The sequence below is a fragment of the Rhizobium sp. NPDC092011 genome (assembly GCF_044756305.1).
Classification (GTDB): domain Bacteria; phylum Pseudomonadota; class Alphaproteobacteria; order Rhizobiales; family Rhizobiaceae; genus Rhizobium.
Genome location: NZ_JBIVSO010000001.1, coordinates 453,126 through 476,752, shown reverse-complemented (window position 1 = coordinate 476,752; position 23,627 = coordinate 453,126). Strand labels below are relative to the sequence as shown.

The following is a 23,627-nucleotide window of genomic DNA, read 5'->3' as shown; positions in this document are numbered from 1 at the left end:
GGCGTCGGTGGCCTTTCCGCCGCGCGATGCGTGACGCCGCGAGGTGTTGCGATACCGAGCCGTAAGCGTTCAGCGGCGGGTGTGCAGGAGAGCAGAGCGCGTTGAGAGGAGAAGCAGATGAAAATTGCCAAGTCACTTCTGTCCCGCCGCAGCTTTGCCGGTCTTGCCGGTGCTGCCATCATCGCGATGGCGATGCCGGTGCAGTCCTTCGCGGCTGACGTGACCATTCCGATCATCGTCAAGGATACGACATCCTTCTACTGGCAGATCGTTCTTGCCGGTGCCCGTCAGGCGGGCAAGGATCTCGGCGTCAAGGTGCCGGAACTTGGTGCACAGTCGGAATCCGACATCAACGGCCAGATCAGCATTCTCGAGAACGCCGTCGCCGGCAAGCCGGCTGCCGTCGTCATTTCGCCGACCGAGTTCAAGGCGCTCGGCAAGCCCGTTGACGAAGCTGCCAAGTCCGTGCCGGTCGTCGGCATCGATTCTGCCGCGGATTCCAAATCCTTCGTGTCGTTCCTGACCACCGACAACGTCCAGGGCGGCCGTATCGCCGCTGATGGCCTTGCCGCCGCGATCAAGGGCATGACCGGCAAGGAAGAGGGTGAGATCGCCATCATCACCAGCCTGCCGGGCGTCGGCTCACTCGACCAGCGCCGCCAGGGCTTCCTGGAAGAGGTCAAAAGCAAGTATCCGGGCCTCAAGGTCGTTGCCGATAAATATGCAGACGGACAGGCAACCACCGGCCTCAACATGATGACGGACCTGATCACTGCCAATCCGAAATTGGTCGGTGTTTTCGCCTCCAACCTGATCATGGCGCAAGGTGTGGGCCAGGCGATCGCCGAAAACAAGCTCGGCGACAAGATCAAGGTCATCGGTTTTGACAATGACGACAAGACCGTCGGCTTCCTGAAGTCGGGCGTTCTTGCCGGCCTCGTGGTCCAGGATCCGTATCGCATGGGTTATGACGGCATCAAGACCGCGCTCGCCGCCTCCAAGAAGGAGAAGGTAGAGGCCAACGTCGACACCGGCGCCAACCTCGTCACCAAGGCGAACATGAGCGATCCGAAGATCGACGCTCTGCTGAACCCGAAGGTAAAGTGATGCTCCTAGGCCGTGCCCGATCCGTCAGGCGCGGCCTTTTCGTCTAGAGCAGGATGATTTTAGGTCTGCTTGACCCAAGATCTGAAGCCGCTCTGGAATCACGAAGGTGGAGCGTGACGTCGTCCGAAAGCCGCTTGCGCTTTTCGGCATCACGCTCTGTCCGCCTGGTGGCGGCCGCGCGGTGATGCGAGAGGGGAGGAGACCTCATGACGAGCCTTGAAGAGATCAGCCATCGGCACGACGATAGCATCAAGACGGAGGCAAGCCGCGTTCCTGCCGGCTCTCCCATCCTGGAATTGAAGGGGTTGCAGAAGCGCTACGGATACGTCGAAGCGCTGAAGCCGGCGACGATCACGTTTTTGGCAGGAGAGATTCATGCGATCGTCGGCGAAAACGGTGCCGGCAAATCGACGCTCATCAAGCTTCTAACGGGCGTTATCACCCGTACCGCGGGTGAAATCTTCTGGTGCGGACATCCCGTGGCACTTGCGACGCCCAATGAGGCGATCGCTCGCGGCATCAATGCTGTGCATCAGGAGGTGGTCCTCTGCCCGCATCTGACGGTCGCTGCCAATCTCTTTCTCGGCGACGAGGTCAATCGCTTCGGCCTGATGCGGAAGAAGCAGATGGTGGCCATGGCGCAAACCGTGCTTGACGATCTCGGCTTTGGATTGCCGGCGGCTGAGCTTCTGAGTTCGCTGACAATCGGCCAGCAGCAACTGGTTGCAACGGCAAGAGCGGCGATGCGCGGCACGCAGTTTCTCATCTTCGACGAGCCGACCGCCTATTTGACGCGAAAGGAATCGGCGCAACTGTTCAAGCTGATCCGCCGTCTACAGAGCGAAGGCGTAACGATTGTCTATATCAGCCATCGCATGGAAGAGGTCTTTGAGCTGGCAGATCGCGTTTCCGTGCTGCGCGACGGGACGCATGTCGGCACGCGCACCATCGGCGAAACCAATGAGGACGAACTGATCAAGTTGATGATCAATCGCTCGATCGAGCAGATCTATCACAAAGAAGAGATCCCGATCGGCGAAACCATCCTGGAAACGCACGGGCTTTCGGGCCCAGGCTTCGAGAATGTCTCGCTCAGCGTTCGTGCCGGCGAGATTGTCGGGCTTTACGGGTTGATCGGCGCCGGTCGCAGTGAATTTGCTCTGGGCCTCTATGGTCGTCAGCCGATTTCGGCTGGGGAGATTCATTGGCAGGGGCGCAAGGTCGATATTCGCAGCGAGCGAGACGCGATGGAGCTCGGCATCGCTCTTGCGCCTGAAAGCCGCCGCGATCAGGGGCTCTGCCTCAATCTGCCAATTGGCCTCAACATCAATCTGCCGGTTTTCCGTCGGTTGAGCCGAGGCCCAATCATCAACAATAAGAGCGAGGCTGTTAACGCCGACAAGCAGATCCGCGATCTCAGCATCAAGACACCGAGCCGGCGGGTGCTGGTTTCCGCCATGTCCGGCGGCAACCAGCAGAAGGTGGTCATCGGCAAATGGCTGAGCCACGGTGCCAAGCTATTCATCTTCGATGAGCCGACTGTCGGCGTTGATGTCGGCACCAAAGCCGAGATCTACCGGCTGTTCGCCAAGCTGCTTCGCGATGGCGCCGGTATCATCGTCATCTCGTCATATCTGCCCGAGGTCTATGAGCTTGCAGATCGGCTGCATGTCTTCCGCCACGGCCAGCTGGTCGCCAGCCATGATTTTCACGCTGCCACGCATGAGGAAGTCCTTGGCGAGGCGATCGGTGTCTAAAGCAATTCCCGCAAAGATGCGAAGCGGTTTTGCGTCCGGAATTGCAAGAAAGCAGAGCGAAAGAACATTTCCATCACGCCGTCTCAGACGGAAATGCTCCAAGCGATAAGAATAGTCGAAAGAGGGAGAACGAGAATGGCCGCGAATACAACAGATGGCCCCACCGTTGCGCCGCGGCGCAAGATGAACATCCTCTTCAGCCTGACGCTGATCCTGCTCTTGTTGGCGCTGTGGGTCCTGCTCGGATTCTGGACGGACAAGTTCTGGACGCCGCTCAACATTACCAATCTCGCCCGTCAGGGATCGATGACCGCCATTCTTGCGCTCGGCCAGACCTTCGTCATCATCACGGCGGGCATCGACCTGTCGGTTGGGGCGATCGTCGGCTTCTGCACCGTCATCATCGCCTGGCTTCTGCAGGCGGGCTTTCCGGTCTGGGCCGCCATTCTCATCACCTTGCTGTTCGGGGTGCTGATCGGCGCGTTCCACGGCTTCGGCATCGTGCGCATGGGCCTGCCGCCGTTCATCATCACGCTGGCGACACTGACTTCGCTGCGCGGCATCGGCCTGCTGATTACCAATGGTTCCACGATCAACATCGTCAATGACGATTTCACCAACTTCGCCGTCGCCGATTTTCTCGGCATTCCAAGCCTGTTCTGGATGGTGATCCTGGTTGCGATCCCGGCGGTAATATTTCTGCACCTCAGCCGATGGGGACGCTATCTCTTCGCCGTCGGCTCCAACCGAGAGGCTGCGCGCCTCTCCGGCGTCAATGTCAACGGCATGATCTATCTTGCCTATATCCTGTCGGGAACCTGCGCTGCCTTTGTCGGTGTTCTGCTTGCCTCGCGCATCGCCATCGGCAATGCCACCCAGGCTGACGGCTGGGAGCTGCAGGCAATCGCCTCGTCGGTCATTGGCGGCACCAGCCTGTTCGGCGCGGTCGGCTCCGTCTATGGTCCGCTCATCGGCGCCTTTATCCTGGCCACCATCAACAACGGCGCAAACCTGCTCAATCTGAACTCCTTCTGGCAGCGCATCATCACTGGCGCTCTGATCATCGTCATCGTTTACTTCGATCAGTTGCGGCGGCGGCGCATGTGAGGCTCCATCTGCATTCACGCTGGCGAGGGGCGTGCCCTTCGCCAGCTGAAATTTCGCAGTCGATTGCGCAAAGGTTTCTCCACCGCTTCATAGGCGCAAACGCCAAGCAATGTTCCGGATATCGCACCGACGAAGGCAACGGCATCCGATGGGATTGGCGTGGAAGCAACCAGCTTTACGACGACTGAAATTGCCAGCGTGTGCCAGAGATAGATCGAATAGGAGGCGTTGCCGAGATAGGTGAGCGGCGTGATCTGCGGCAGGCGTCCGCCGCCCTCCAGGGAAACCATTCCCAGCACCAGCGCTATCGCGAGCGGGCCGCAGATCGTCTCGTCAAATTGCAGCCCAAGAATCTCGATTGCCGCGAAGCCGCAGATCGATGCAATGACAAGGGCAAGCCCGAGGCCCGCGCCGGCAATGTTTCCTTTCAACCACAGCTGACCAAGAATGGCGCCGGCCACAAATTCGAGGATGATCGGCCTCGTATAGGTGGCAAGCAACGGAGATTGCGGATGGAAGAGCGCGCCAGCAGCAACGAAGGCGGCAAAGACCACGATCATGCCGGCAAGTTGCAATCGGCGCGGCAGAAGCAGGCTTGCCGCGAAAAGGACGTAGAAGAACATCTCGAAATTCAGCGTCCACCCCTGTACCAGCACCGGCCAGATCTCGCCGTTGCTGGGCGAACGGACAGGGATGAACAGCAATGATCCAAGAATATGGCTGGCCGCCAGTTTCATGCTCGGAAACAGCCCGACGATCGCGCCGGCGATCATGATGGCCGTAACGATCCAGTAGGATGGTGCGATACGCTGCAGACGGTCTATCAGAAAGCGCATCGGCGTCACGGGTCTGCGCACGCTCATCGTCCACATGATGAAGCCGCTGATGACGAAAAAGACGTCGACGCCAGCGGCACCGATGCGAAAGTGCCCGCCGCTGCGCTCGGCTGCATGAAACAACACCACCGCCAACGCGGCAAAGGCTCGAAGATATTGTATGCCGTAAAGTGTCTTCATCGACTGGCTCGCGGCTCCCAATTTGCCGGTGACGCAAAGTCCGTCCGATCATAAGACGCGACGGGATTGGCCTTTGTCGCGCTTGCCCGTAACGATAGCTTGCCTGCGGTGAAGTAGAAGAGGAACGACCCGACGTGATAGGGGTTCAAAATGTCGATCTCGACGAAGGAGCGGATGAGAAGCAGTGCCGCAACCCCAAGCAGGACGTAGGATTCGTCATTCCTCTTGTCGCTGAGGAAACGACCGATATGGCCGCTCACGGCGGTCACCAATATCGATGCCAGTAGAAGGACGCCGACCAACCCTGTTTCAACTGCTGTTTCGATATAGGTATTGTGAAAATGGAAGCCCGCACGGGAGCCAATGTAGAATTCCTCCCATAACCGCTCCGGTTCGGAAAAGCCCTGAACCCAATAGGCTTGATAGCCAACGCCGAAGAACGGATTGAGCTGTGCCGTGGCAATGCCCTGCTGCCAGAGATAGGTGCGGCCCGTGAGCGTCGAATCCTTGCCGAAGGCACCGAGTATGAGATCGACTGCGCCGAGATAGACGCCTGCAACGGCAAGGACGACGCCGGAAATGGCGACCGCGGCAAACAGTCTCTTTCGCTGCTTCGGCGAGAGAAAAAGAATGATGCGCAGGCTGATGCAAAGCATGACGATCAAGGCGGTTGTCAGCACCGATGTCGCCGATTGCGAGGCGAGCAGGCAGTAGGCCGACAACAGGCCGGCAACACCGCCGCCGATCAGCCAGATCCGCCGTTCGCCGAGGACGAAAACGGCGGCAAAGGCGAAGTAGATGCCGAGCGAGGCGTAGAAGCCAAGTTGGTTCTTGGAATCGAACGCACCCACGAAACTATATGTGCCATCTATCGGGTCGTAGGCATAATAGCCGAACAGAATGGAATACATGAGCACGATGGCCGTTCCGGCGATGGCGCCGCGCGCCAGCGTGCGGATATCGAGCGTGCGAACCGCGACCAGGGCGCAGAAGATATGCGTCATATACTGGATCGAGGCGCGTGCTGTGACCGCAGGCACCGCCGACCAGAAAATCGACAGACACGTCAAAACGCCGAAGGCATAGAGCCAGAGCTGTTTCCGGTAGCTGCCGAGCGCGCTGCGATAATCGATCAGGACCAGCGGGAACCACAGAGCATAGTAGAGCAGGATCGAGGGCTGCCCGAAACGGGACGAATAGGCGAAGACGAAGAAGGACAGCGCAACAGCCACCGTGCCATAGGTGGCGTTACTGCCCGGACGAACGAAAACCGATTTGGCAATCCGCATCGATATTCCTTATCGCATGGCAAGGCCGGTGCTGACCTTGATGAGGTCACCGGGCAGAACCTGGGTGTTTTCCTGGGCGGGAATTTCCTTGGTCTGGCCATTGTCGCCGCGAATGATCGTATAGACGATGTTCACGCCCTGCCCATTGGCATCGAGGTTGCTGACGTCAGCGGACTGGGCGACCGCTTCCTGCATGAGGGACTGGCTGGTGGAAAGCTTCAGCTGCAGCGTTTCCAGTTGTTTGTCGGTATCCTGCATGTCCTGCGCCAACGAGCCCTGCCAGTCATTCCGCAGGGTAATCTCGTCCTGATTGGCCTTGTTGATATCCTGTTTGGCCTTCAGCGACGCCGTCTCGGTATCGAGGAGAGTGGCTTCCAGGTCGGAGGCTCGCTGCTCGGCCGAGATGCGACGGGAGGCAAGCTCAAGTCCCCTTTCAGCAAGGCTTTCGACCTTGTCGCGGTCGGCCTTGGCCAGATCGAGCTGACGGCTCTGGGTGTCGTTCTTCTTTCCCAGTGCCTCCACTTCATTTTGCAGGAGTGTTTTCAGATCCTCCAGCGACTGTAGCTGCGTTTTCATTCGCTGGCTGCGCGTCTGCATGAGAGCCTTCTCGCTGGCGAGCAAATTTGCCGTCTGCGGCAATTGCTTGAGTTCCGCCGGGACGTCGATATCGTCCTTGCCGGTCACTTCGGCCAGCAGACGCGCCTTGCGCATGAGCAGCCGTCCACGCTCTGCCATATAGACGACGGCGTCGCCCTTGGCGTTGATGAAGTCGCGTGCGAAACGCTGCCCCGCATCGGCGCGGCGCATGCCGCCGCCAAGGCTCACGGCCTTGAGCACGGTAAGGTTCGGTACGAAAGGATATTCGCCCGGATTCTGGACTTCTCCAGACAGATAGATCGGCCGGAACTGCGACATCTCGACAGAGGCCGAAGGTCGGTCGCGCAAGCCGAACTGTTTCTGCAGGCCGAGCCCGATGGCTGCCGCGATCTCATCGGTCGTCTTGCCCGTGGCGGGCATGTCGCCGATGAACGGGATCGAAATCGAGCCGGAAGGGCCAACCGTATAATCGCCCGAGACCACCGACCAGTCGCGGATGGTGCCCTCCGCAGTCTGCCATTCGGCGACGCGCACATGCAGCTTGTCCATGACGCCCAGATGGTATCCGGGGAGATTATCGGCATAGGCTGCGCTCGATATTGCGTAGGCGCCGAGGACAAGAAGGGCCGAAATTCGGACAGGAGTGAATGCGCGAGCGAGCCTCTTGGAAGGCTGAAATTCAATCATGCAGGATCTTCCCTGTTATTGGATCGCAGTCCCGCGGATGCGGGAAACCGCAGGAGGTGTCCTGCGGCACTGCTGGTCGTCATCAATAGCTGCCACGTGACAGGCAGACGGCCGGGATGGTTTTGGCGATGATCACCATGTCGCTGCTGAGCGACCAGTTCTTGACGTAATGCGCATCGAAGGCGACGCGGCTTTCATAAGAGACATCGTTACGGCCGCTGACCTGCCAAAGGCCGGTCAGACCAGGACGAGATTGCAGATAGTAGATTGCTGCGGTCTCATAGAGTTCCAGCTCATCCTCCACGACGGGACGCGGCCCGACGACGCTCATCTCACCGCGGATGATGTTGATCAACTGCGGCAGTTCGTCGAGGCTGAGCTTGCGCAGCACGGCGCCGACGAGGGTTACCCGCGGGTCGTTCTGCAGCTTGCGCGTGGCGCGCCACTCCTCCATTGCTTTCGGATTGGCGTGCAGGTGAGCCTGAAGGACCTTGTCGCCGTCGACGACCATTGTGCGGAACTTCAGGCAGCGAAAGCTCTTGCCGTTATGGCCGATGCGGCGATGGCCGTAGAAGGCCGGGCCGCGATCGGACAACTTCACCAGCAGCATCAACATCAAGAAGATGGGGCTGATGAAAACCAGAGCAGTCATTGCGGCGGAGACGTCGAAAACGCGCTTTAGTACTCCACCAGTAGGCGGAAAGACATCACTTTCCGCAGCGCTGAAAAAAGCCGATGTGGCCGATCTCGTCGCAGACTTCATAGAGAAAACTCCATTCATGTTGGCGAATTGGTCGGAAATTCTCGGACGCGTAACTAGTGCTACGATGGCGGGAGTGTAGGCGGCAATTTTGACTTTTTAAGCCAAACTTTTGTAGCGATATGAAATGGCGGTACATTGTTACCGCATCGTTGGTGCGCCGGTTTAAATCATGAGTTCCATATATATGCGCTGTACTGTGCCGACCCGCGTATTGCGACTGGATCAATAGCTCATCCGCATTGCGGGTGATGCCTTTTCAGGATGTTGTAGGTGCTTAGCTGCAAGCTATTCATTAACTTTGGCTTATCTAGCCTTTCCATCCATTTTGATCGTGCATGAGCGAACTTGATCTATTGTCTGGGTCTATTGCGCCGCAGCAAGATATTGCAGTGCACATACTGGCGCCCGTGTTAGCCGCACTTTGTAATAAAAGTTGATTGAATAGCGACGAAAAACGAACCCTCATGCGGGTCGATATGTGTCCGTAGAAGTAGGTGGTTCCGATGGAGCACTCCATGAATGCGTATGGGAAAACGAACAAATTCAATTGTAATTATTATCCATGCGTAGTTTTAACGAGCCCGGCATTAGGGTCGTGCCAATTCGCAACGGATCATCGGGACTTGGTTGAATCTCAATGAATCATAAAATATATTTGACCTTAAGGTCTGATAAGGGAGGAAAGATCTTGATCGCTTTTTTTCCAATGGCCGAGCGGGCGAGGTAACATTATGTATGCGCCGCGCGTTTTCATAAGCATGCTTGGCACGTTGGTCGTATTTGCCATCGCGACCTATTTCCTGACGAACTCTCTCGCAACGACCCTGATCGAAACCGCCATTTGTGCCGTGCTTCTGCAGGTCGGCTATTTTCTTGGTGTACTCTACCTTGTCTGGAAAGAGCGCAAGGCGCGTGACGCGTTGTTGAACGAAGACAAGGCCGTGACGCCGATTGCGGAAGATACGAATGTCGGTGGCATACAGGCTCCAAGCCTGAAGCGTTCCGAACCCTTCAATCCGTAACGCCGCACTCCGCCATATCTTTTGACGGCCGACAGGTTGTCGGATGGAAGGCCCGTACTAAGTCTCCGGCAGAACCATTGGAGGCTAGCGTGACCGACAGTGCAGAGAAACGTGTCTGCGTAATCATTGCGGCAAAGAATGCCAGCGACACCATCCGGCTTGCCGTCGCATCGGCTCTTCGGGAGCCGGAAGTCGCCGAAGTTGTTGTTATAGACGACGGTTCGACGGATGGCACGGCAGCGGTCGCTGCCCAGGCGGACGACGGCAGCGGCAGGCTGAACATCCAGGCATTCGAGAGAAACCGCGGCCCAGCGGCTGCGCGCAATCATGCCATCGCAATATCGACCGCTCCCTTGATCGGTATCCTCGATGCTGACGATTTCTTTTTCCCTGGCCGTTTCAGGTCGCTTCTCGCAGGCGATGATTGGGATTTCGCCGCCGACAACATCGCTTTCGTCAACGCCGATAGCGTGCCTGATGCTTACAGCAGGCTCGACCATTTCGATGCCAAGCCACGCTTTCTCGATCTCGTCACCTTCGTCGAGGGCAATATCTCCAAGCGCGGCGTTCGTCGCGGCGAGATCGGCTTCCTGAAGCCGCTCATGCGCCGTTCCTTCCTGGACGCACATGGCCTGCGATACAATGAAACGCTGCGTCTGGGCGAGGACTACGATCTCTACGTCCGTGCGCTTGCCAAGGCGGCGCGCTACAAGATCATCCATAGCTGCGGCTACGGAGCGGTGGTTCGCGGGGATTCCTTAAGCGGCCGGCACAGAACGGAAGATCTCAGGCGGCTTTACGAGGCGGATCGATCGATTCTTGCGACCGGCGGCATTTCGCCTGCCGATGCCGCCGCGATCCGCCGCCACGAGCGGCACATTCGCGATCGATACGAGCTGCGCCATTTTCTGGATATCAAGTCTCAGTTGGGCCTCGTTGCCGCGGCCGGCTATGCGCTTGCCCATCCATTCGCCGTTCCCGCCATAGCCGGCGGAATTTTCGCCGACAAAACCGAACGTTTCCGCAGGGGCGGCTCTCCGATCGCGCATTCGGGAGCGCACGGCCTGCGCTATCTTTTGCAGGCCGCTCCGGAGTAATCGTGGCAGGAGATCAGAGGTAGTCGCGCCGCACGCCGTCGATCACTTCCATCAGGCGTTCCTTGCAGGCAGCCAGTGCTCCATCCTTGCTCAGCTGCGGCTTTGCCTTGCTGGCCTGCCAGAGAGCAAGTGTGGACGGCATTGCAAGCGCCTGCTTGGCCATCGACCGCAGGGGCGTCTGCTCGGGGTCGGCAAGCAGGACGGTTTCCCCTTCACGCTGCTTTTCCAGGTTCGCTGTCGCCTGCTTGTTGCGTTCGAAGCCGACGCCCCAGAACTTGGCGCCCTTGGCGATCGCTTCGGCGCGGGTGGAGACCGGGATATGCTTCGGCGCGTAGGTCACACCAAGGGAGCGTGCCCAATCATTCCATTTGAAGCTATTGATGGAGCGCGACGAGCTGACGGCGATCCACGGCACGCGGAAGGCATCGGCGAGGATTGCGCCATGCATGGATTCCGCGACGATAAGATCGGATGTCGCAAGCTCGCGGATGACGGCCTTGGCCTCGCCGCGAGGGTCGAGATACGAAAGTCCGACCGTCTTGCAGATCTCGGGCCAAAGACCGGCAGCGGCCGACTCCCAATGCGGTATGAACGTGCGTTTGCCTGTTTTCGACAGGTTTTGGAATTCCGGCATCTCCGTGACCAGCACAGCGGGATCGACGATACCCATTTCGATCGGCAGGCCGGCCTTTTGCGCCGTCAGCGGACCGCGTACGCAGCGGACATCCCATTGCGACCGATCGCTGATGTCGGGAAGCGAGCCGTAGCCGAAGCCGCTGCCAATGACCAGTTTGCGACCTTCGTCCGGCAGGATCTCCTTGTTGAGGACGGTACCGACGCCGACCAACAAGGTGTCTTCATGGGTGTCGCGAAGGCCGGGGAGTAGAAAATCCCAGAGCCAGAGATTGAGGTCGTCACCGAAATTGCCATGGGTGGATTCCCAGTGGAACGGCTTCATGCAGGACTCCTTGCTGATCCAAATGATAGCGGGGCATGCCGTGGCTCATCGTTGCGGCATGAACAGTTTATGCTGCGGTGCAAAACTAGGGCGTGAGTTTGCCCACGGCAAGCTGCATGGCGCTCTGTAAAATCGCCGGGTCGCGCAAGGCCCATCTGGCCAGTAGGGCAAACTGCGGCATTTGCCGGCGTTTCACCTGGCGCGCCTGGCTCCAGAGCGCCTGACGGCGAGCGCGATTTTTATAAAGCCGGATGGCGGCGACATCCTGCGGCCGCCGTGAAAATCTCTGTTCCAAAGTGTTGAGCGCCGTCCAGGTGTTGAACTGCTGCCGCAGGAATTGCGGCGAGTCATTGTCGATGCTGTGAAAGATATTTATGCCTTCTCCCCGCAGAGCGCCCGCGTCCTCGCATAGCAACACCCGCTTGGCCGCCAGGATGCAATCGCAGAAGAAAAGCACGTCTTCCGCGGCCAGTCGCAGCGTCGGCTCGAAACGGATCTTCTCGAACAGCGGGCGTCCGATCACCATGCAGGACATATGCAGGAAGCTCCAATCCTGCAGCATGACGCTGGCTATGTTCGGAATTTCGACCACGGACGGCTTCTCCGATAGCCGCCGCGTGTCCGTCGATTTCCCGAGTTCCGCGATGCTGAAGTGATAGTAAAACTCCTGGCCGCCATCGATGGAGTCCCAATAGCAATCCGCATTATAGTGGGTCAGCGTCCCGAAGGCGTTGCTTAGGTGCTCCGGCGCCCATTCGTCATCAGAGTCTAGGAACGCCACGAACCTGCTTTCGGCCGGTATATTGTTCAGGCCCGTGTTACGGGCTCCTCCTGGGCCGGCATTGGCCTGGCGGATCACCCGTATGTGTTTTCTGTCCTTGCTATCAAGCGATTGCAGCTCGCTTTCCGCCGGAAGCGGCGATTCATCGTCGACGATGAGAATATCGAAATCCTGAAACGTCTGCCGAGATATCGAACTCAAGGCGCGCTGTAGAACGCCGGGCTGCTTCTGGTAGAACGGAATAACAATCGTGATGGATGCCATTTCCCACCTTTACGGTTTCGATTCAGGGGCTTGTGGTATCGTCTTTTGCAGACGTTAACCGCGGCTCTTCGGCTGCACCAACTGCCACTGCTTTGTTGGCTACCCGCTGGTGGATGCTGCCGTGACGCCAACAGGTAGCGTCCATTCGATGCGTAGCAATGTCGGCGATGACGATTTCTCGAACTTTGTCGATCATCCATGCCATTCGAGTCTTGAATATTGGCGCTGCACTCGGATGCACGTGTCATTGTCTTGCAGGTGCTCCGTTCAGAGACATTGCTTTCCCAGTATCGCAACATCTGCACTTATGAGAGGAAGCGCAGCCTTCCGATTTTCCCACAATAATTGCAATACTGTCGCATTTTGGTCATGCTTCACTCCCCAATTTCTGCTGCGCCGCAAAAAAACTTCACCTTTCGGGAAAAAAATAGAGAGCGTGGGAAGCGGCCATCCAAGCGCGGTAAGGAAACATCCTGGAACGCTTAAGTTCTTTTTCCAGCAGCGGTTTTCACGGCGCTAAATCGATTGTTTCGCCGCCAAAACGTTGCGGGATACCATGTCCGACACGTCGCAACGGAGTGCTTTCCGCTGATTTTTGCTGCGGTGCCATATTCCCTTTCCAAAGAGCGCCCTAGGTTATCGTCTGCGAGCTTTACTCTGCTCTCATTGAAACGGCTGCGAGGGGGATGCAGCCCGAAGAAGGGGTGACAGACATCGTGAATGTGACTGCCAACGTGTCTTCGCGGATAAACCTTATGCGTATCGTGCTGATCTCGGGCATCGTCTTTGTCCATATACCGTTCGACACGCATAGCAGCCCTTTTGATGGAGCTTATGGTCTTTTCGATTGGTTGCGGGTGTTTCTGCGTGACAGTTTGTTTCGAGTTGGAGTTCCTTGCTTGAGCGCCATTTCCGGTTACCTATTGTTTCGCAATGGATCGGCATCGATAGAATATGGAAAAACGATCCGTCGTAAAACAAAGACAGTCATGTTGCCGTTTTTGCTATGGAACTGTTCTTTCTTTGTCTTCGTGCTGATACTTCAACACTACGGAATTGGAGATGGATTTCTGCCTGATCTGTCAGAATCCAGTCCACATGCATTGTCCACGCTCCTGTTTGCGATTGATGGCACGCCGATCAATTTGCCGCTCTATTTCCTTAGAGACCTGTTCGTTTGTATCTTGCTATCACCTATTCTGGCTTTTCTTATCCGTCGCGCACCGTTGTTGACTTTAAGCTTTCTATTGCTGCTTGCTGCCTGGCCGATATCCATCGGTATTGTTTTACGAAATTCGATTCTGTTCAGCTTCAGTTTCGGGATCTATCTGAGCCTTCATCGCATCGATGTGACGATCATGGATCGCTATGCAGCATTGATCGGACCAGTATTTCTCGCGCTTGCCGCATTTCTGGCGACGGCTGCCTATATGACTGGCCCCGGTTTGCCTCTATGGCTCGAAGTTTGCCGTAATCTGATGGTACTTGTCGGGATCCCGGGCTTTTGGGCGCTGTCTGCGCTCTTGATCCGCAGTCGGGTCGGCCAGGGTCTGGCGGAAACCGGTGGGTTGAGCTTCTGGATCTTTTGCGCCCACTATCCGCTGCTGTTCTGTCTCTGGGTTCTGTGGAACCGCGGAGGCAGCGATCTCTACCCGGTTTTCTACGTTCTTGCAGCGGCTCTCGCTTTGTTGCTGTTGCCTTTGACCAATGGCATGGCGCGCAACGCCCTGCCAAGCTTCTACAACCTGCTGACCGGCAGCCGAGTTCGGCCGCTGGCGGCGGTCCATGCCGTCCAGAACCGCAGCGTCGACGATCGGCGCGTGCGTTCCGAGAAAAGGTGATGCCATGATGACGTCTAAAAGCTGCATGCAAGGATTTGGTCTTCTCTCCGCTGCTCTCATGAGTGTCTGCTTCTTGCCGCAGACTGTGTCTGCGCAAGATGCTCAGCAGTCGGGCGCTTCCTTCGTCGACAATTTCGAGCGCCTGGACACTGGCCGTTGGTATATCTCCGACGGCTGGAACAACGGGGCGCATCAGAATTGTACTTGGTCGCGCAAGCAGGTGAACATCAAGGACGGGATGCTGGAACTGGAGTTCGTTCAGTCCAAAGCAGGTGAGCGTGACTACGCCTGCGGCGAGATCCAGACGATGAAGCGCTATGGCTACGGTACCTATGAGGCGCGGTATCGCACCGCGACCGGCTCCGGCCTGAACTCTGCCTTCTTCACCTATATCGGTCCGGCCGACAAGAAACCGCATGACGAGATCGATTTCGAAGTGCTGGGCAAGAATGCCGGCCAGGTGCAGGTCAATCAATATATTTCGGCCAAGGGCGGCAATGAGAAGCTGGCTCCGGTTGCCGGCGGTGCCGACCAAGGCTTTAACGACTACGCCTTCGTCTGGGAAAAGGATCGCCTGCGTTATTTCGTGAACGGCAAGCTCGTTCAGGACGTCACCGATCCCTCGAAGATACCAAGCAACGCCCAGAAGATCTTTTTCAGCCTTTGGGGCACCGACACGCTGAGCGGCTGGATGGGTAAGTTTGCCTATAGCGGCGAGCCGGCAACCATGCAGATCAAGCGTGTTGCCTTCACGGCGCCGGGCGAGAAGTGCCTGTTTCCGGAATCGATTACCTGCAAGCTCGACTGAGCCATATCGGCCGCCCAGAGGCAGGGCGGCCGGTGACGATGCCATGATGCACCACCAACCACACCAGGCGCCCGGCTTGTGCCGGTCGCGAAAGCGGAACTTTTGATGCTGCATATTCTTTATTTCGTCCACGATCTCGCCGATCCTGCGGTACGCAGGCGGGTGCTGATGCTGCAGGCCGGTGGCGCGCTGGTAACGCTGGCGGGTTTTCGGCGCGACGACAACGCGCTTGCCGCCATTCATGGCATTGAGCCGATCGAGCTTGGCAGGACGAAAGACGCTCAATTTGGCCAGCGTGTCAGCGCCGTCGCCAAATCGGCGATGAAACTGCGCAGCGCCTTGGACGCAGTCGCGAGGCCGGACGTCATTATCGGGCGCAATCTGGAAATGCTGGCGCTTGCCAATCGCGCCAAAGCGGTTTTCGGCGGCGACATGCCTGTCGTCTATGAATGCCTCGATATCCATCGGTTGCTGCTGCGCGACGACGTGCTGGGTGGCGCACTTCGTGGAGCGGAGCGCCATTTCGGCGCCAAGGCGGCCCTGCTTATCACCAGCTCGCCAGCCTTCGTCGAGCGTTATTTCCGGCCGCGTTCCGGCCTGCAACTGCCGGTCATGCTGATCGAGAACAAGGTCCTGGCGCTCGAGGCTGTTGCGCGGCAGAGCGCACCTATGGCGCGACCGCCAGTCGACGGCGACCCATGGAAGATCGGTTGGTTCGGTGCGTTGCGATGCCGCAAGTCTCTGGCCTTGCTCGATGAATTCTCGCGGCGGATGGAAGGGCGCTTTGAGATCGTCCTGCGAGGCAGGCCAGCCCGCTCGGAGTTTGCCGATTTCGATGGTCTTGTCCGCGATGCGCCCTTCATGACCTTCGCCGGCGCCTACAAGAATCCGGAGGATCTTTCGGCGATCTACAATGATGTCCAGTTTTCCTGGGCGATCGACTTTTTCGAAGAGGGCTTGAATTCGAGCTGGCTGCTGCCGAACCGTCTTTATGAGGGTGGACTCTACGGTGCCGTGCCGATTGCCGCCGACGGCACGGAGACCAGCCGGTTTCTGGCTACCCGAAAGATCGGGCTCAACCTCGACAGAGCGGATGCGGATCACCTTGTCGCGCTCTTGGGCGCAATGGACGCGCCGCGCTATCTCGCCGCCTTCAATGCCGTTGCCGCGCAGGATCGCAAGCAGTGGATGATCGATCGCGCCGATTGTCACGGGCTGGTCCAGCGACTGGCCGCCCTGACGCGCGCCAATGAGCAGAGCATCGAAGTACAGGCCCTCCCGCAACTGCATCGCAACAGAGGTGGATTGCAATGACGACTGAAAATTCAAGGGACATGCATTGTGTGATCGTCATTCCTTGCCTCAACGAGGAAAGGCACATCGCGCCGCTGATCGCCAAGCTTAAGCGCGCTCTCGATGAACTCGATGCCCGCATCGTGGTTGCCGACGGCGGCAGCAGCGACCGGACACGCGAGATCGTCAGGGAAATCGCCGCGAGCGATCCGCGCGTTCTGCTGATCGACAATCCGAAGCGGCTGCAAAGCGCTGCGATCAATCTTGCGATCGAGACATTCGGCGACGGTTACGAGTATTTCATCCGCATCGATGCCCATGGCGACTATCCGGATGACTATTGCCAGATGTTGGTCCGCGAAGCCGGCGCTACCGGGGCGGACTCGGTGGTTGTCGCCATGCGCACCATGGGTTTCAGCGCCTTCCAGAAGGCAACGGCGGTCGCGCAGAATTCCAAGCTCGGCAATGGCGGCTCGAAGCATCGAGAGGGAGCGAAGGGGCATTGGGCTGAGCATGGCCATCATGCGCTGATGCGCGTCGCCGCCTTCCGTGCCGTCGGCGGCTATGACGAAACCTTCAGCCACAACGAGGATGCCGAGTTGGACTATCGGCTTCACAAGGCCGGGTATCGGATCTGGCTCACCGACAAGACCGCGATGACCTACTATCCGCGAGCGAGCATCCCGACGCTCTTCAAGCAGTATCTCGGCTATGGCCGCGGCCGCGCCCGCAATATTCTGAAGCATCGTAGCATGCCGAGCTTGCGCCAGATGCTGCCGCTCGCCGTGGTGCCGATTTTCATCGGTGCATTCCTGGCGATCCTTAATTGGATCGCGGTCATTCCGGTCAGCCTGTGGGCGGTCGCCTGTATCGCCTATGGCTTCTGGATCGCAGTCGGCCAGAAAAATCCTTATGGGCCGCTGGCCGCTATCTCCGCCATGGTCATGCACTTCGCCTGGTCGATGGGTTTCTGGATGGAAGTGTTGAGCTTTCGCAACCGTAGGGTCGCGTCATGACACAAGCCCTCCGTCGCCCGATAAGAATTGACATCGCTGTCTGCACCTATCGCCGCGCCGAGCTGGATCAGACATTGCTTTCGCTTGCCGTCCTGAGCATTCCGGCTGGTGCACTGGTGCGCATCATCGTGGCCGACAACGACGTGACGCCAAGCGCGCGCGATCGTGTCGATGCCATGCGCTCGGCCGTTCCCTTCGAGATCGCTTATGTGCATTGCCCAGCGTCGAATATTTCGATTGCCCGAAATGCCTGTCTGGATCACGCGAATGGCGACTTTGTCGCCTTCATCGATGACGACGAGACCGCTTCGGAAGATTGGCTATCGGAGTTGCTCGTGATGGCCGATACAACCGGCGCTGACGCCGTTCTTGGCCCTGTGCAGGCCATCTACGCGAATAGCGCGCCTGCGTGGATGCGTAATGGCGACTTCCATTCGACTTTGCCGGTCTGGGTGTCCGGTGAAATTCGCACGGGCTATACCTGCAATGCCCTGCTACGCCGCAGCGCGCCCTCGCTGGTTGGCCGCCGCTTTAACATAGCGCTCGGGCGCACCGGCGGCGAAGATACCGAATTCTTCACCCACATGCACAAGGCCGGCGGCAGGATCGCTTATGCCGAGGACGCGCTGGTGCAAGAGCCGGTTCCTGGCAAGCGCGCTACGGTTGCCTGGCTTGCCAAGCGCCGTTTCCGCATGGGGCAGACCCACGGACGGATGTTGCTGGAGGGCAGGGCGAACGGGCGGCATTGGCGCGCTATCGTGCTTGCCGGAACCAAATCCGCCTATTGCTTTGTTGCCGCAGCTTTGCTGGCAGCGTCTCCGGTCAAGCGGCATCGCTACGGCCTGCGCGGGATCATGCATGCCGGTGTCGTCAGCGGCCTCTTCGGCGTTCGTGAGATCGAGCAATACGGAAACCTGGAGAAAGCACCGCAATGACGGATTTCATCCCCGATGTCAGCTTCGTCATCGCAGCCTATAATGCCGAGGAAACGCTTGAACGTGCCATCGACAGCGCGCTTGCCCAGGGCGCGGTCAGCATGGAGGTCGTCGTCGTTGACGATTGCTCGACTGACAGCACGCGAGATATCGTTGGCAATCATCCCGATCCGCGCGTCCGCCTTGTCGCAATGGCGCGCAACAGCGGCCCAGGTGCGGCCCGCAATGCAGGACTAGATGCTGCGCGCGGCCGCTGGGTGGCGGTGCTTGATTCCGATGACGCCTTGCGTCCGGATCGCATGGCGCGGCTGATTGCCCGGGCGGAAAGGGCCGGGGCGCAGATCGCAGTCGACAATCTAGATGTCATTCGTGAGGATGTCGGCACGACCTTGCCGATGTTCCCCGAGGCTGTGCTGGCGCGCCTGCCGTTGCTGACGCTGGCGAAGTTCATCGCCTCAAACATGATTTTCGCCTCCGAACACAATTTCGGCTACATGAAGCCGGTGTTCGAGCGCGCCTTTCTGGAGCAGCACGGACTGCGCTTCGACGAAACGCTGAGGATTGGCGAGGACTATACGTTTCTTGCCTCGGCGCTTGCCAGAGGCGGCGTCTGCGTCGTCGAGCCGATGGTCGGCTATCTCTACTATATTCGCGATGGCTCGATCTCACGGGTTCTGAAGAGAGAGCATGTCGATGCGATGCTCGCCGCCGACGCCCGCTTTTTTGCCGAACATCCTTTCGGCGCCGCCGCTCTCGCCGCTCAAAGGCGACGGACGCGCAATCTGAAGGAAGTCAGGGCATTTTTGATGCTGGTGGACAGCATCAAAGAGCGCGAGCTTGCCGCAATCCTCAAGATCGCCTGCCTCAACCCACGAGCGGTGCGCCATCTGAGCATGCCGGTCGCCGCCCGTTTTCGTCGTCTGGCCGCGTCTCTTCGCGGCGGCCGCCAGTCGACATCACCCCCTCAACTCTCCTCGCCCCTGCCCGATATGGGCGCAGGCCCTCACTCTAACAAAGGATAGAGCCATGGACCCCAAGCACCGTGTGAGAAAAGCAGTCATTCCGGTTGCCGGCAACGGAACCCGTTTCCTGCCCGCGACAAAGGCAATGCCAAAGGAAATGCTGACGATCGTCGATCGTCCAGTCGTGCAATATGCTGTCGATGAAGCCATCGAGGCCGGCATCGAGCACATCGTCTTCGTCACCAGCCGCAACAAGTCGGCGATCGAAGATCATTTCGACGATACGCCGGAGCTGATTTCTTCGCTGCAGCGTGCCGGCAAGAGCCATCAGGTGAGCGAGCTGGAACGTCTCCTGCCGCGGCCGGGAGCAGTCAGCTTCACGCGTCAGCAGGCGCCACTCGGCCTCGGCCACGCCGTCTGGTGTGCCCGCGACCTGATCGGCAATGAGCCCTTCGCGCTGCTTTTGCCAGACATGCTCTGCTATGGCATGCGCGGCTGCATGGCCGGCCTGATGGAGCTCTATAACGAGACCGGCGGCAATATCGTTGCGGTCGAGGAATGCGCTCCGGAAGCGACGTCGAAGTACGGTATCATCGGCAAGGGCGCGGCCGTACGCCATGGCTTCGCTGTGACCAAGATGGTCGAGAAGCCGCATCCGTCCGAGGCGCCTTCAAACTTTTACCTCAATGGCCGTTATATTCTCCAGCCTGAGATCTTCGATATTCTGGCCCGCCAGGAGCGCGGCGCCGGCAATGAAATCCAGCTGACCGACGGCATGCTGCGCCTCTCCGAGACGCAAGCCTTCCATGCCCAGGTCTATAACGGCCGCACATTCGACTGCGGGTCCAAGCACGGCTTCATCGAAGCGAACGTCGCTTTTGCGCTCGCTCGCGCCGATATCGGCGGCTTGGTCTATGACTCGATCCGCAACCTGGTCGTCTCGCACGAAGCGCAGATGACCGCCGCTTAAGCCTGTTCTTATTTGGCCTGCGGCTAAGAAGGCCGCGGGCCATGGCTATTGTTCATTCAGGCTTCTCCGACAAGGTGGTCGCCATGCATCAGAAGAATTTCACTCTCCACAGCGCTCCTTCACAAGGAGAGCCGCAGGATAGTTTCATAGACCTCGATAAGCTGATGGCGGTCGTGACGCGGCGCATCCGCACGATTCTCCTTGCCGTGGCAGCCTTCGTCATTCTGGCGGTGGTCTATTTGCTGACCGCCACGTCGAGTTACACGTCGCAGACGCAGATATTGCTCGACGAGAGCATGACGAAATATGCCGAGGACCAGCGACCTGCCGCCAGCAGCCAGCAGGCGGACATGGAGATTGCCAGCGCGGTTGAGATCCTCAAGTCGAATGAGATGGCCCTGCGCGTCGTCGATACGGCCGGTCTTGCCGACAACAAAACGCTTCTCAATCCGCCGCAATCGCCTGCGGCCCTGCTTAAATCGGGCGCGGGTCTGATCGCCAGCATCTTTACGCCGGGGCGGCCACCGATGACGCCGGAGGAGCAGCGGGAGGCGCAACGTCAGAAGGTTGCCGCCGTCTTGCAGGACGGGTTGAAGGTGGAGCGCGTTACGCGAAGCTCCGTCGTTGCCGTTTCCTTTAACTCGACGGACAAGCTGCTGGCCGCCAAGGTCACGCGCGCCTATGCCGATGCCTATCTGACCGATCAGTTGAATGCCAACTTCGACGCGACCGAACGTGCCTCCGTCTGGCTGCAGGAGCGGTTGAACGACCTGCGTCAGCGAGCCCAGGAAGCTTCACTCGAGGTCGAAAAATACAAGGCCGAGAATGGGCTGACATCGACGGGCGGTGAGCTGATGTCGGAACAGCAGATTTCGGATTTAAACAAGCAACTGATTATCGCTCAGGCGGATACCGCCAGTGCTGCTGCGCGTTACAACCAATACAAGTCGATCATCGACCAAGGCCCCGACAACGCTGTCAAGAATGCGACGATTTCGTCAAACACAACCGATAACTCGGTGTTGCAGGACCTGAAGACACGTTACCTCGCCGTGGAAAAACGCGAGCAGGACGTCACACAGAATTTCGGAGCCCAGCACCCGCAAGCCATCGCGCTTAAGGCTGAACGGCAGGACATTACCCGGCAGATCTATCAGGTGCTTCAACAGCTCACGGCCAGCTACAAGAACGAACTTGATGTGGCGCAATCACGCTCAGCGTCGCTGCGCGAAAGCATCGAGAACGTTGTCGGCAAGAATTCTGAAGCCAACAAGTCGCTGGTTCATCTGAACGAGTTGAACCAGAAGGCGACGGCGCTGAAGACCCTCTACGAGTCCTATCTCGGCCGCTTCGAAGAGGCGACGCAACAGCGTTCCTTCCCGATCGCCAAGGCCCGCGTCATCTCGGTTGCCGGCGTGCCGACATCCCCGTCGAGCCCGAAGAGAACGCTGGTCATGGCGCTTTCGGTGATTCTCGGTCTGATGGCTGGCTGCGGATTGGCTGCCCTTCAGGAATTCCGTGATCGCTTCTTCCGTGTCGAGGCCGATGTACGCTCGGCGCTCGGATTGAAGTTCTTGGGCTATCTGCCGCTGCTCGGCCAGCAGAGCAAGAACAAGAAGACGAAGCGCAAGACCAATGTCGGGTCGGAGCCGGTGACGGCGGAGGAGACGGAAAACGGCGTTGCCTTCGAGCGGATGATGCGCATCTCGGTCGAAGCGCCGCGCTCCATCTTCGCGGAGACATTGAGGAACGCCAAGCTTGCAAGCGATGTGATGCTGCAAGGTCGTGCCGACCGCGTCATCGGTGTCGTCTCGGCGCTGCCGGGTGAGGGTAAATCGACAACGGCCGCCAATTTCGCGGCACTCCTCGCCAGCAGCGGCAAGCGCACGCTCCTCATCGATGCCGACTTGCGCAATCCTGGCCTCAGCCGGACGCTGAAGTCGCCGCCGCAGGCAGGCTTGATCGAAGCCGTCCTCGGTGAGGTTCCGTGGACCAATGCCGTGAAGGTGGATCCGCGCACCAAGCTCGCCATTCTGCCCGTTGCTATGAGGGATCAGTTGCTGCACACCAGCGAGCTTCTATCCTCGCCTGGCATGCAACAGCTGATGGAAAATGCGCGCAAGATGTTCGACTACATCGTTGTCGATCTGGCGCCGCTGGGTCCGGTTATCGACGCGAAAGCTTTCGCGCCGCAGGTCGACGCCTTCCTGCTCGTCACGGAATGGGGTGCAACCCCCACCAATCTGGTCCGTGATATTCTCGAGCAGGAGCCGCAGATCAATTCGCGCATTCTCGGCGTCATCCTCAACAAGACCGATATGTCGGAATTGCCGCGATATAGCGATTTCGGCGGAACCGAGCGCTACCGACAGAAATATGTGAGCTACTACACCGAGGCACAGCCGCGCGCTCAGGTGGATGCATAAACGTTTATGCGGAGCCGATCTTCAGACGGCTCCGCGCCAGAGCGTGTTCACGCCAGATCGTGAATATTCCTGCCGCAACAACGATGAGCGCGCCCAAAATCATGGGTGCGCTCAGCTTTTCGCCGAATATGGTCACGCCGATAATGGCGGAGAAGACCAGCTGCAAATAGGTCAGTGGCTGAATGACCACCGCGTCCAGCATGTCGTAGGCGCGGATGAGGAAGTAGTGGCTCGAAACCCCGGTCAGGCAGAGGATGCCCATGAAAATCCAGTCATGTGGAGCGAGCGTCGTCCAGAAGAACGGTCCGATGCAACTCATGGCGATCGCGCCGACGACACCTGTATAGAAAAAGCTGGTCATGGCGCCATCTTCACGGCTCACATAGCGGGTGAGGACGACGTAGAACGAAAACAACAAGGCCCCTGAAAGCGGCAATAGGAAGCGGACGTCGAAGACGCCGCTTTCCGGTTTCAGGATCAGCAGCACGCCGACGAAACCGAAGCAGATTGCCAGCCATCGCCGCCAGCCGACCTTCTCGCCGAGGATGGGGATGGAGAGCAGGGCAACCATCAGCGGTCCGGAGGAAAAAATCGCCTGCGAATGGGCGAGCCCGACGAGCACGAAAGACGAGATGGCGACGACGATCTGCGCCGCCAGAAGCAGGCCGCGAGCTATCTGCAGGACGGGGCGCTTGGTCCTGACATTGCGTCGCAATCCGCCGGGCGCGCGCGAGGCCATAGCGATGGCAAACAGCATGAAAGCCCAGTAGCGGATCATCGCCACCAGAAGCGGCGGGTAGGCGCTGACGAGATGTTTGGATATGCCGTCCTGTATGGCAAATATGCTGATGGCCAACAGCGTGAAGATGTAGCCGGCTGTGTTGGATTTCATGGTTTTCGACGGAAGGAAATGTACGAGGTCCCGGGGGCG

20 protein-coding genes are annotated in these 23,627 nt (G+C 58.6%); 13 read left to right on the top strand and 7 right to left on the bottom strand.

Annotated elements, in window-relative coordinates:
• The first annotated feature begins 117 nt into the window (after window positions 1-117).
• The 3 genes from ACIQJ2_RS02455 to ACIQJ2_RS02445 all read left to right on the top strand — a co-directional run bounded on the left by ACIQJ2_RS02455 (window position 118) and on the right by ACIQJ2_RS02445 (window position 3,971).
• Window positions 118-1,107: an ABC transporter substrate-binding protein gene (locus tag ACIQJ2_RS02455; protein WP_199151215.1), complete on the top strand. Its 990-nt coding sequence runs from the start codon at window positions 118-120 to the stop codon at window positions 1,105-1,107.
• A gap of 206 nt (window positions 1,108-1,313) precedes the next feature.
• Window positions 1,314-2,864 carry a sugar ABC transporter ATP-binding protein gene (locus tag ACIQJ2_RS02450; RefSeq protein WP_400666014.1) on the top strand — a complete coding sequence of 517 codons (1,551 nt, stop codon included), beginning with the start codon at window positions 1,314-1,316 and terminating at the stop codon, window positions 2,862-2,864.
• A gap of 135 nt (window positions 2,865-2,999) precedes the next feature.
• Window positions 3,000-3,971 (top strand): ABC transporter permease, encoded by a 972-nt coding sequence (locus tag ACIQJ2_RS02445; RefSeq protein ID WP_199089065.1) that lies wholly within the window; start codon window positions 3,000-3,002, stop codon window positions 3,969-3,971.
• 14 nt (window positions 3,972-3,985) lie between these two features.
• Here the strand turns inward: ACIQJ2_RS02445 and ACIQJ2_RS02440 are convergent, their stop codons facing one another.
• The 4 genes from ACIQJ2_RS02440 to ACIQJ2_RS02425 form a co-directional block, all read right to left on the bottom strand.
• On the bottom strand, window positions 3,986-4,987 hold the full coding sequence (locus ACIQJ2_RS02440) for an acyltransferase family protein (RefSeq protein ID WP_400666017.1): 1,002 nt from the start codon (window positions 4,985-4,987) through the stop codon (window positions 3,986-3,988).
• Window positions 4,984-6,276 carry an O-antigen ligase family protein gene (locus ACIQJ2_RS02435; RefSeq protein ID WP_400666019.1) on the bottom strand — a complete coding sequence of 431 codons (1,293 nt, stop codon included), beginning with the start codon at window positions 6,274-6,276 and terminating at the stop codon, window positions 4,984-4,986. Before ACIQJ2_RS02435 ends, ACIQJ2_RS02440 begins: the two co-directional genes overlap by 4 nt.
• A 9-nt stretch (window positions 6,277-6,285) precedes the next feature.
• Complete coding sequence (locus tag ACIQJ2_RS02430; protein WP_400666021.1) at window positions 6,286-7,560, bottom strand: polysaccharide biosynthesis/export family protein; 1,275 nt, start codon at window positions 7,558-7,560, stop codon at window positions 6,286-6,288.
• 82 nt (window positions 7,561-7,642) lie between these two features.
• Window positions 7,643-8,323, bottom strand: a complete 681-nt coding sequence (locus tag ACIQJ2_RS02425; RefSeq protein WP_199149774.1) for a sugar transferase — start codon at window positions 8,321-8,323, stop codon at window positions 7,643-7,645.
• 731 nt (window positions 8,324-9,054) lie between these two features.
• On the opposite strand from ACIQJ2_RS02425, the gene ACIQJ2_RS02420 reads away from it, so the two are divergent.
• Both ACIQJ2_RS02420 and ACIQJ2_RS02415 read left to right on the top strand, forming a co-directional pair.
• Window positions 9,055-9,345, top strand: a complete 291-nt coding sequence (locus tag ACIQJ2_RS02420; RefSeq protein ID WP_199149775.1) for an exopolysaccharide production repressor protein — start codon at window positions 9,055-9,057, stop codon at window positions 9,343-9,345.
• 89 nt (window positions 9,346-9,434) lie between these two features.
• Entirely contained in the window at window positions 9,435-10,442 is a 1,008-nt protein-coding gene (locus tag ACIQJ2_RS02415; RefSeq protein WP_400666023.1) for a glycosyltransferase family 2 protein, read from the top strand.
• A 13-nt stretch (window positions 10,443-10,455) separates the two neighbouring features.
• Here ACIQJ2_RS02415 and ACIQJ2_RS02410 read toward each other — a convergent pair whose 3' ends face one another.
• Window positions 10,456-11,400: a polysaccharide pyruvyl transferase family protein gene (locus ACIQJ2_RS02410; RefSeq protein WP_400666025.1), complete on the bottom strand. Its 945-nt coding sequence runs from the start codon at window positions 11,398-11,400 to the stop codon at window positions 10,456-10,458.
• 85 nt (window positions 11,401-11,485) lie between these two features.
• A complete protein-coding gene (locus ACIQJ2_RS02405) occupies window positions 11,486-12,445 on the bottom strand; it encodes a glycosyltransferase family 2 protein (RefSeq protein WP_199149778.1) in 960 nt (319 codons plus the stop codon).
• A 755-nt stretch (window positions 12,446-13,200) separates the two neighbouring features.
• Between ACIQJ2_RS02405 and ACIQJ2_RS02400 the strand changes: the two genes are divergently transcribed.
• The 8 genes from ACIQJ2_RS02400 to ACIQJ2_RS02365 all read left to right on the top strand — a co-directional run bounded on the left by ACIQJ2_RS02400 (window position 13,201) and on the right by ACIQJ2_RS02365 (window position 22,696).
• A complete protein-coding gene (locus ACIQJ2_RS02400; protein WP_400666028.1) occupies window positions 13,201-14,286 on the top strand; it encodes an acyltransferase in 1,086 nt (361 codons plus the stop codon).
• Between the two features lie 4 nt (window positions 14,287-14,290).
• Entirely contained in the window at window positions 14,291-15,094 is an 804-nt protein-coding gene (locus ACIQJ2_RS02395) for a glycoside hydrolase family 16 protein (RefSeq protein WP_400666030.1), read from the top strand.
• 105 nt (window positions 15,095-15,199) lie between these two features.
• Window positions 15,200-16,408 (top strand): glycosyl transferase family 1, encoded by a 1,209-nt coding sequence (locus ACIQJ2_RS02390; RefSeq protein WP_400666032.1) that lies wholly within the window; start codon window positions 15,200-15,202, stop codon window positions 16,406-16,408.
• Window positions 16,405-17,403: a glycosyltransferase family 2 protein gene (locus ACIQJ2_RS02385; RefSeq protein WP_400666034.1), complete on the top strand. Its 999-nt coding sequence runs from the start codon at window positions 16,405-16,407 to the stop codon at window positions 17,401-17,403. The genes ACIQJ2_RS02390 and ACIQJ2_RS02385 overlap by 4 nt, the downstream gene beginning before the upstream one ends.
• On the top strand, window positions 17,400-18,338 hold the full coding sequence (locus ACIQJ2_RS02380) for a glycosyltransferase (protein ID WP_400666036.1): 939 nt from the start codon (window positions 17,400-17,402) through the stop codon (window positions 18,336-18,338). The genes ACIQJ2_RS02385 and ACIQJ2_RS02380 overlap by 4 nt, the downstream gene beginning before the upstream one ends.
• Window positions 18,335-19,360, top strand: a complete 1,026-nt coding sequence (locus tag ACIQJ2_RS02375; protein ID WP_400666038.1) for a glycosyltransferase family 2 protein — start codon at window positions 18,335-18,337, stop codon at window positions 19,358-19,360. The genes ACIQJ2_RS02380 and ACIQJ2_RS02375 overlap by 4 nt, the downstream gene beginning before the upstream one ends.
• Before the next feature lie 4 nt (window positions 19,361-19,364).
• Complete coding sequence (locus ACIQJ2_RS02370) at window positions 19,365-20,270, top strand: UTP--glucose-1-phosphate uridylyltransferase (RefSeq protein WP_400666040.1); 906 nt, start codon at window positions 19,365-19,367, stop codon at window positions 20,268-20,270.
• A gap of 83 nt (window positions 20,271-20,353) precedes the next feature.
• Window positions 20,354-22,696: a polysaccharide biosynthesis tyrosine autokinase gene (locus ACIQJ2_RS02365; protein WP_400666823.1), complete on the top strand. Its 2,343-nt coding sequence runs from the start codon at window positions 20,354-20,356 to the stop codon at window positions 22,694-22,696.
• 4 nt (window positions 22,697-22,700) lie between these two features.
• Here the strand turns inward: ACIQJ2_RS02365 and ACIQJ2_RS02360 are convergent, their stop codons facing one another.
• Window positions 22,701-23,588, bottom strand: a complete 888-nt coding sequence (locus tag ACIQJ2_RS02360; protein WP_400666042.1) for a DMT family transporter — start codon at window positions 23,586-23,588, stop codon at window positions 22,701-22,703.
• Between the last annotated feature and the right edge of the window lie 39 nt (window positions 23,589-23,627).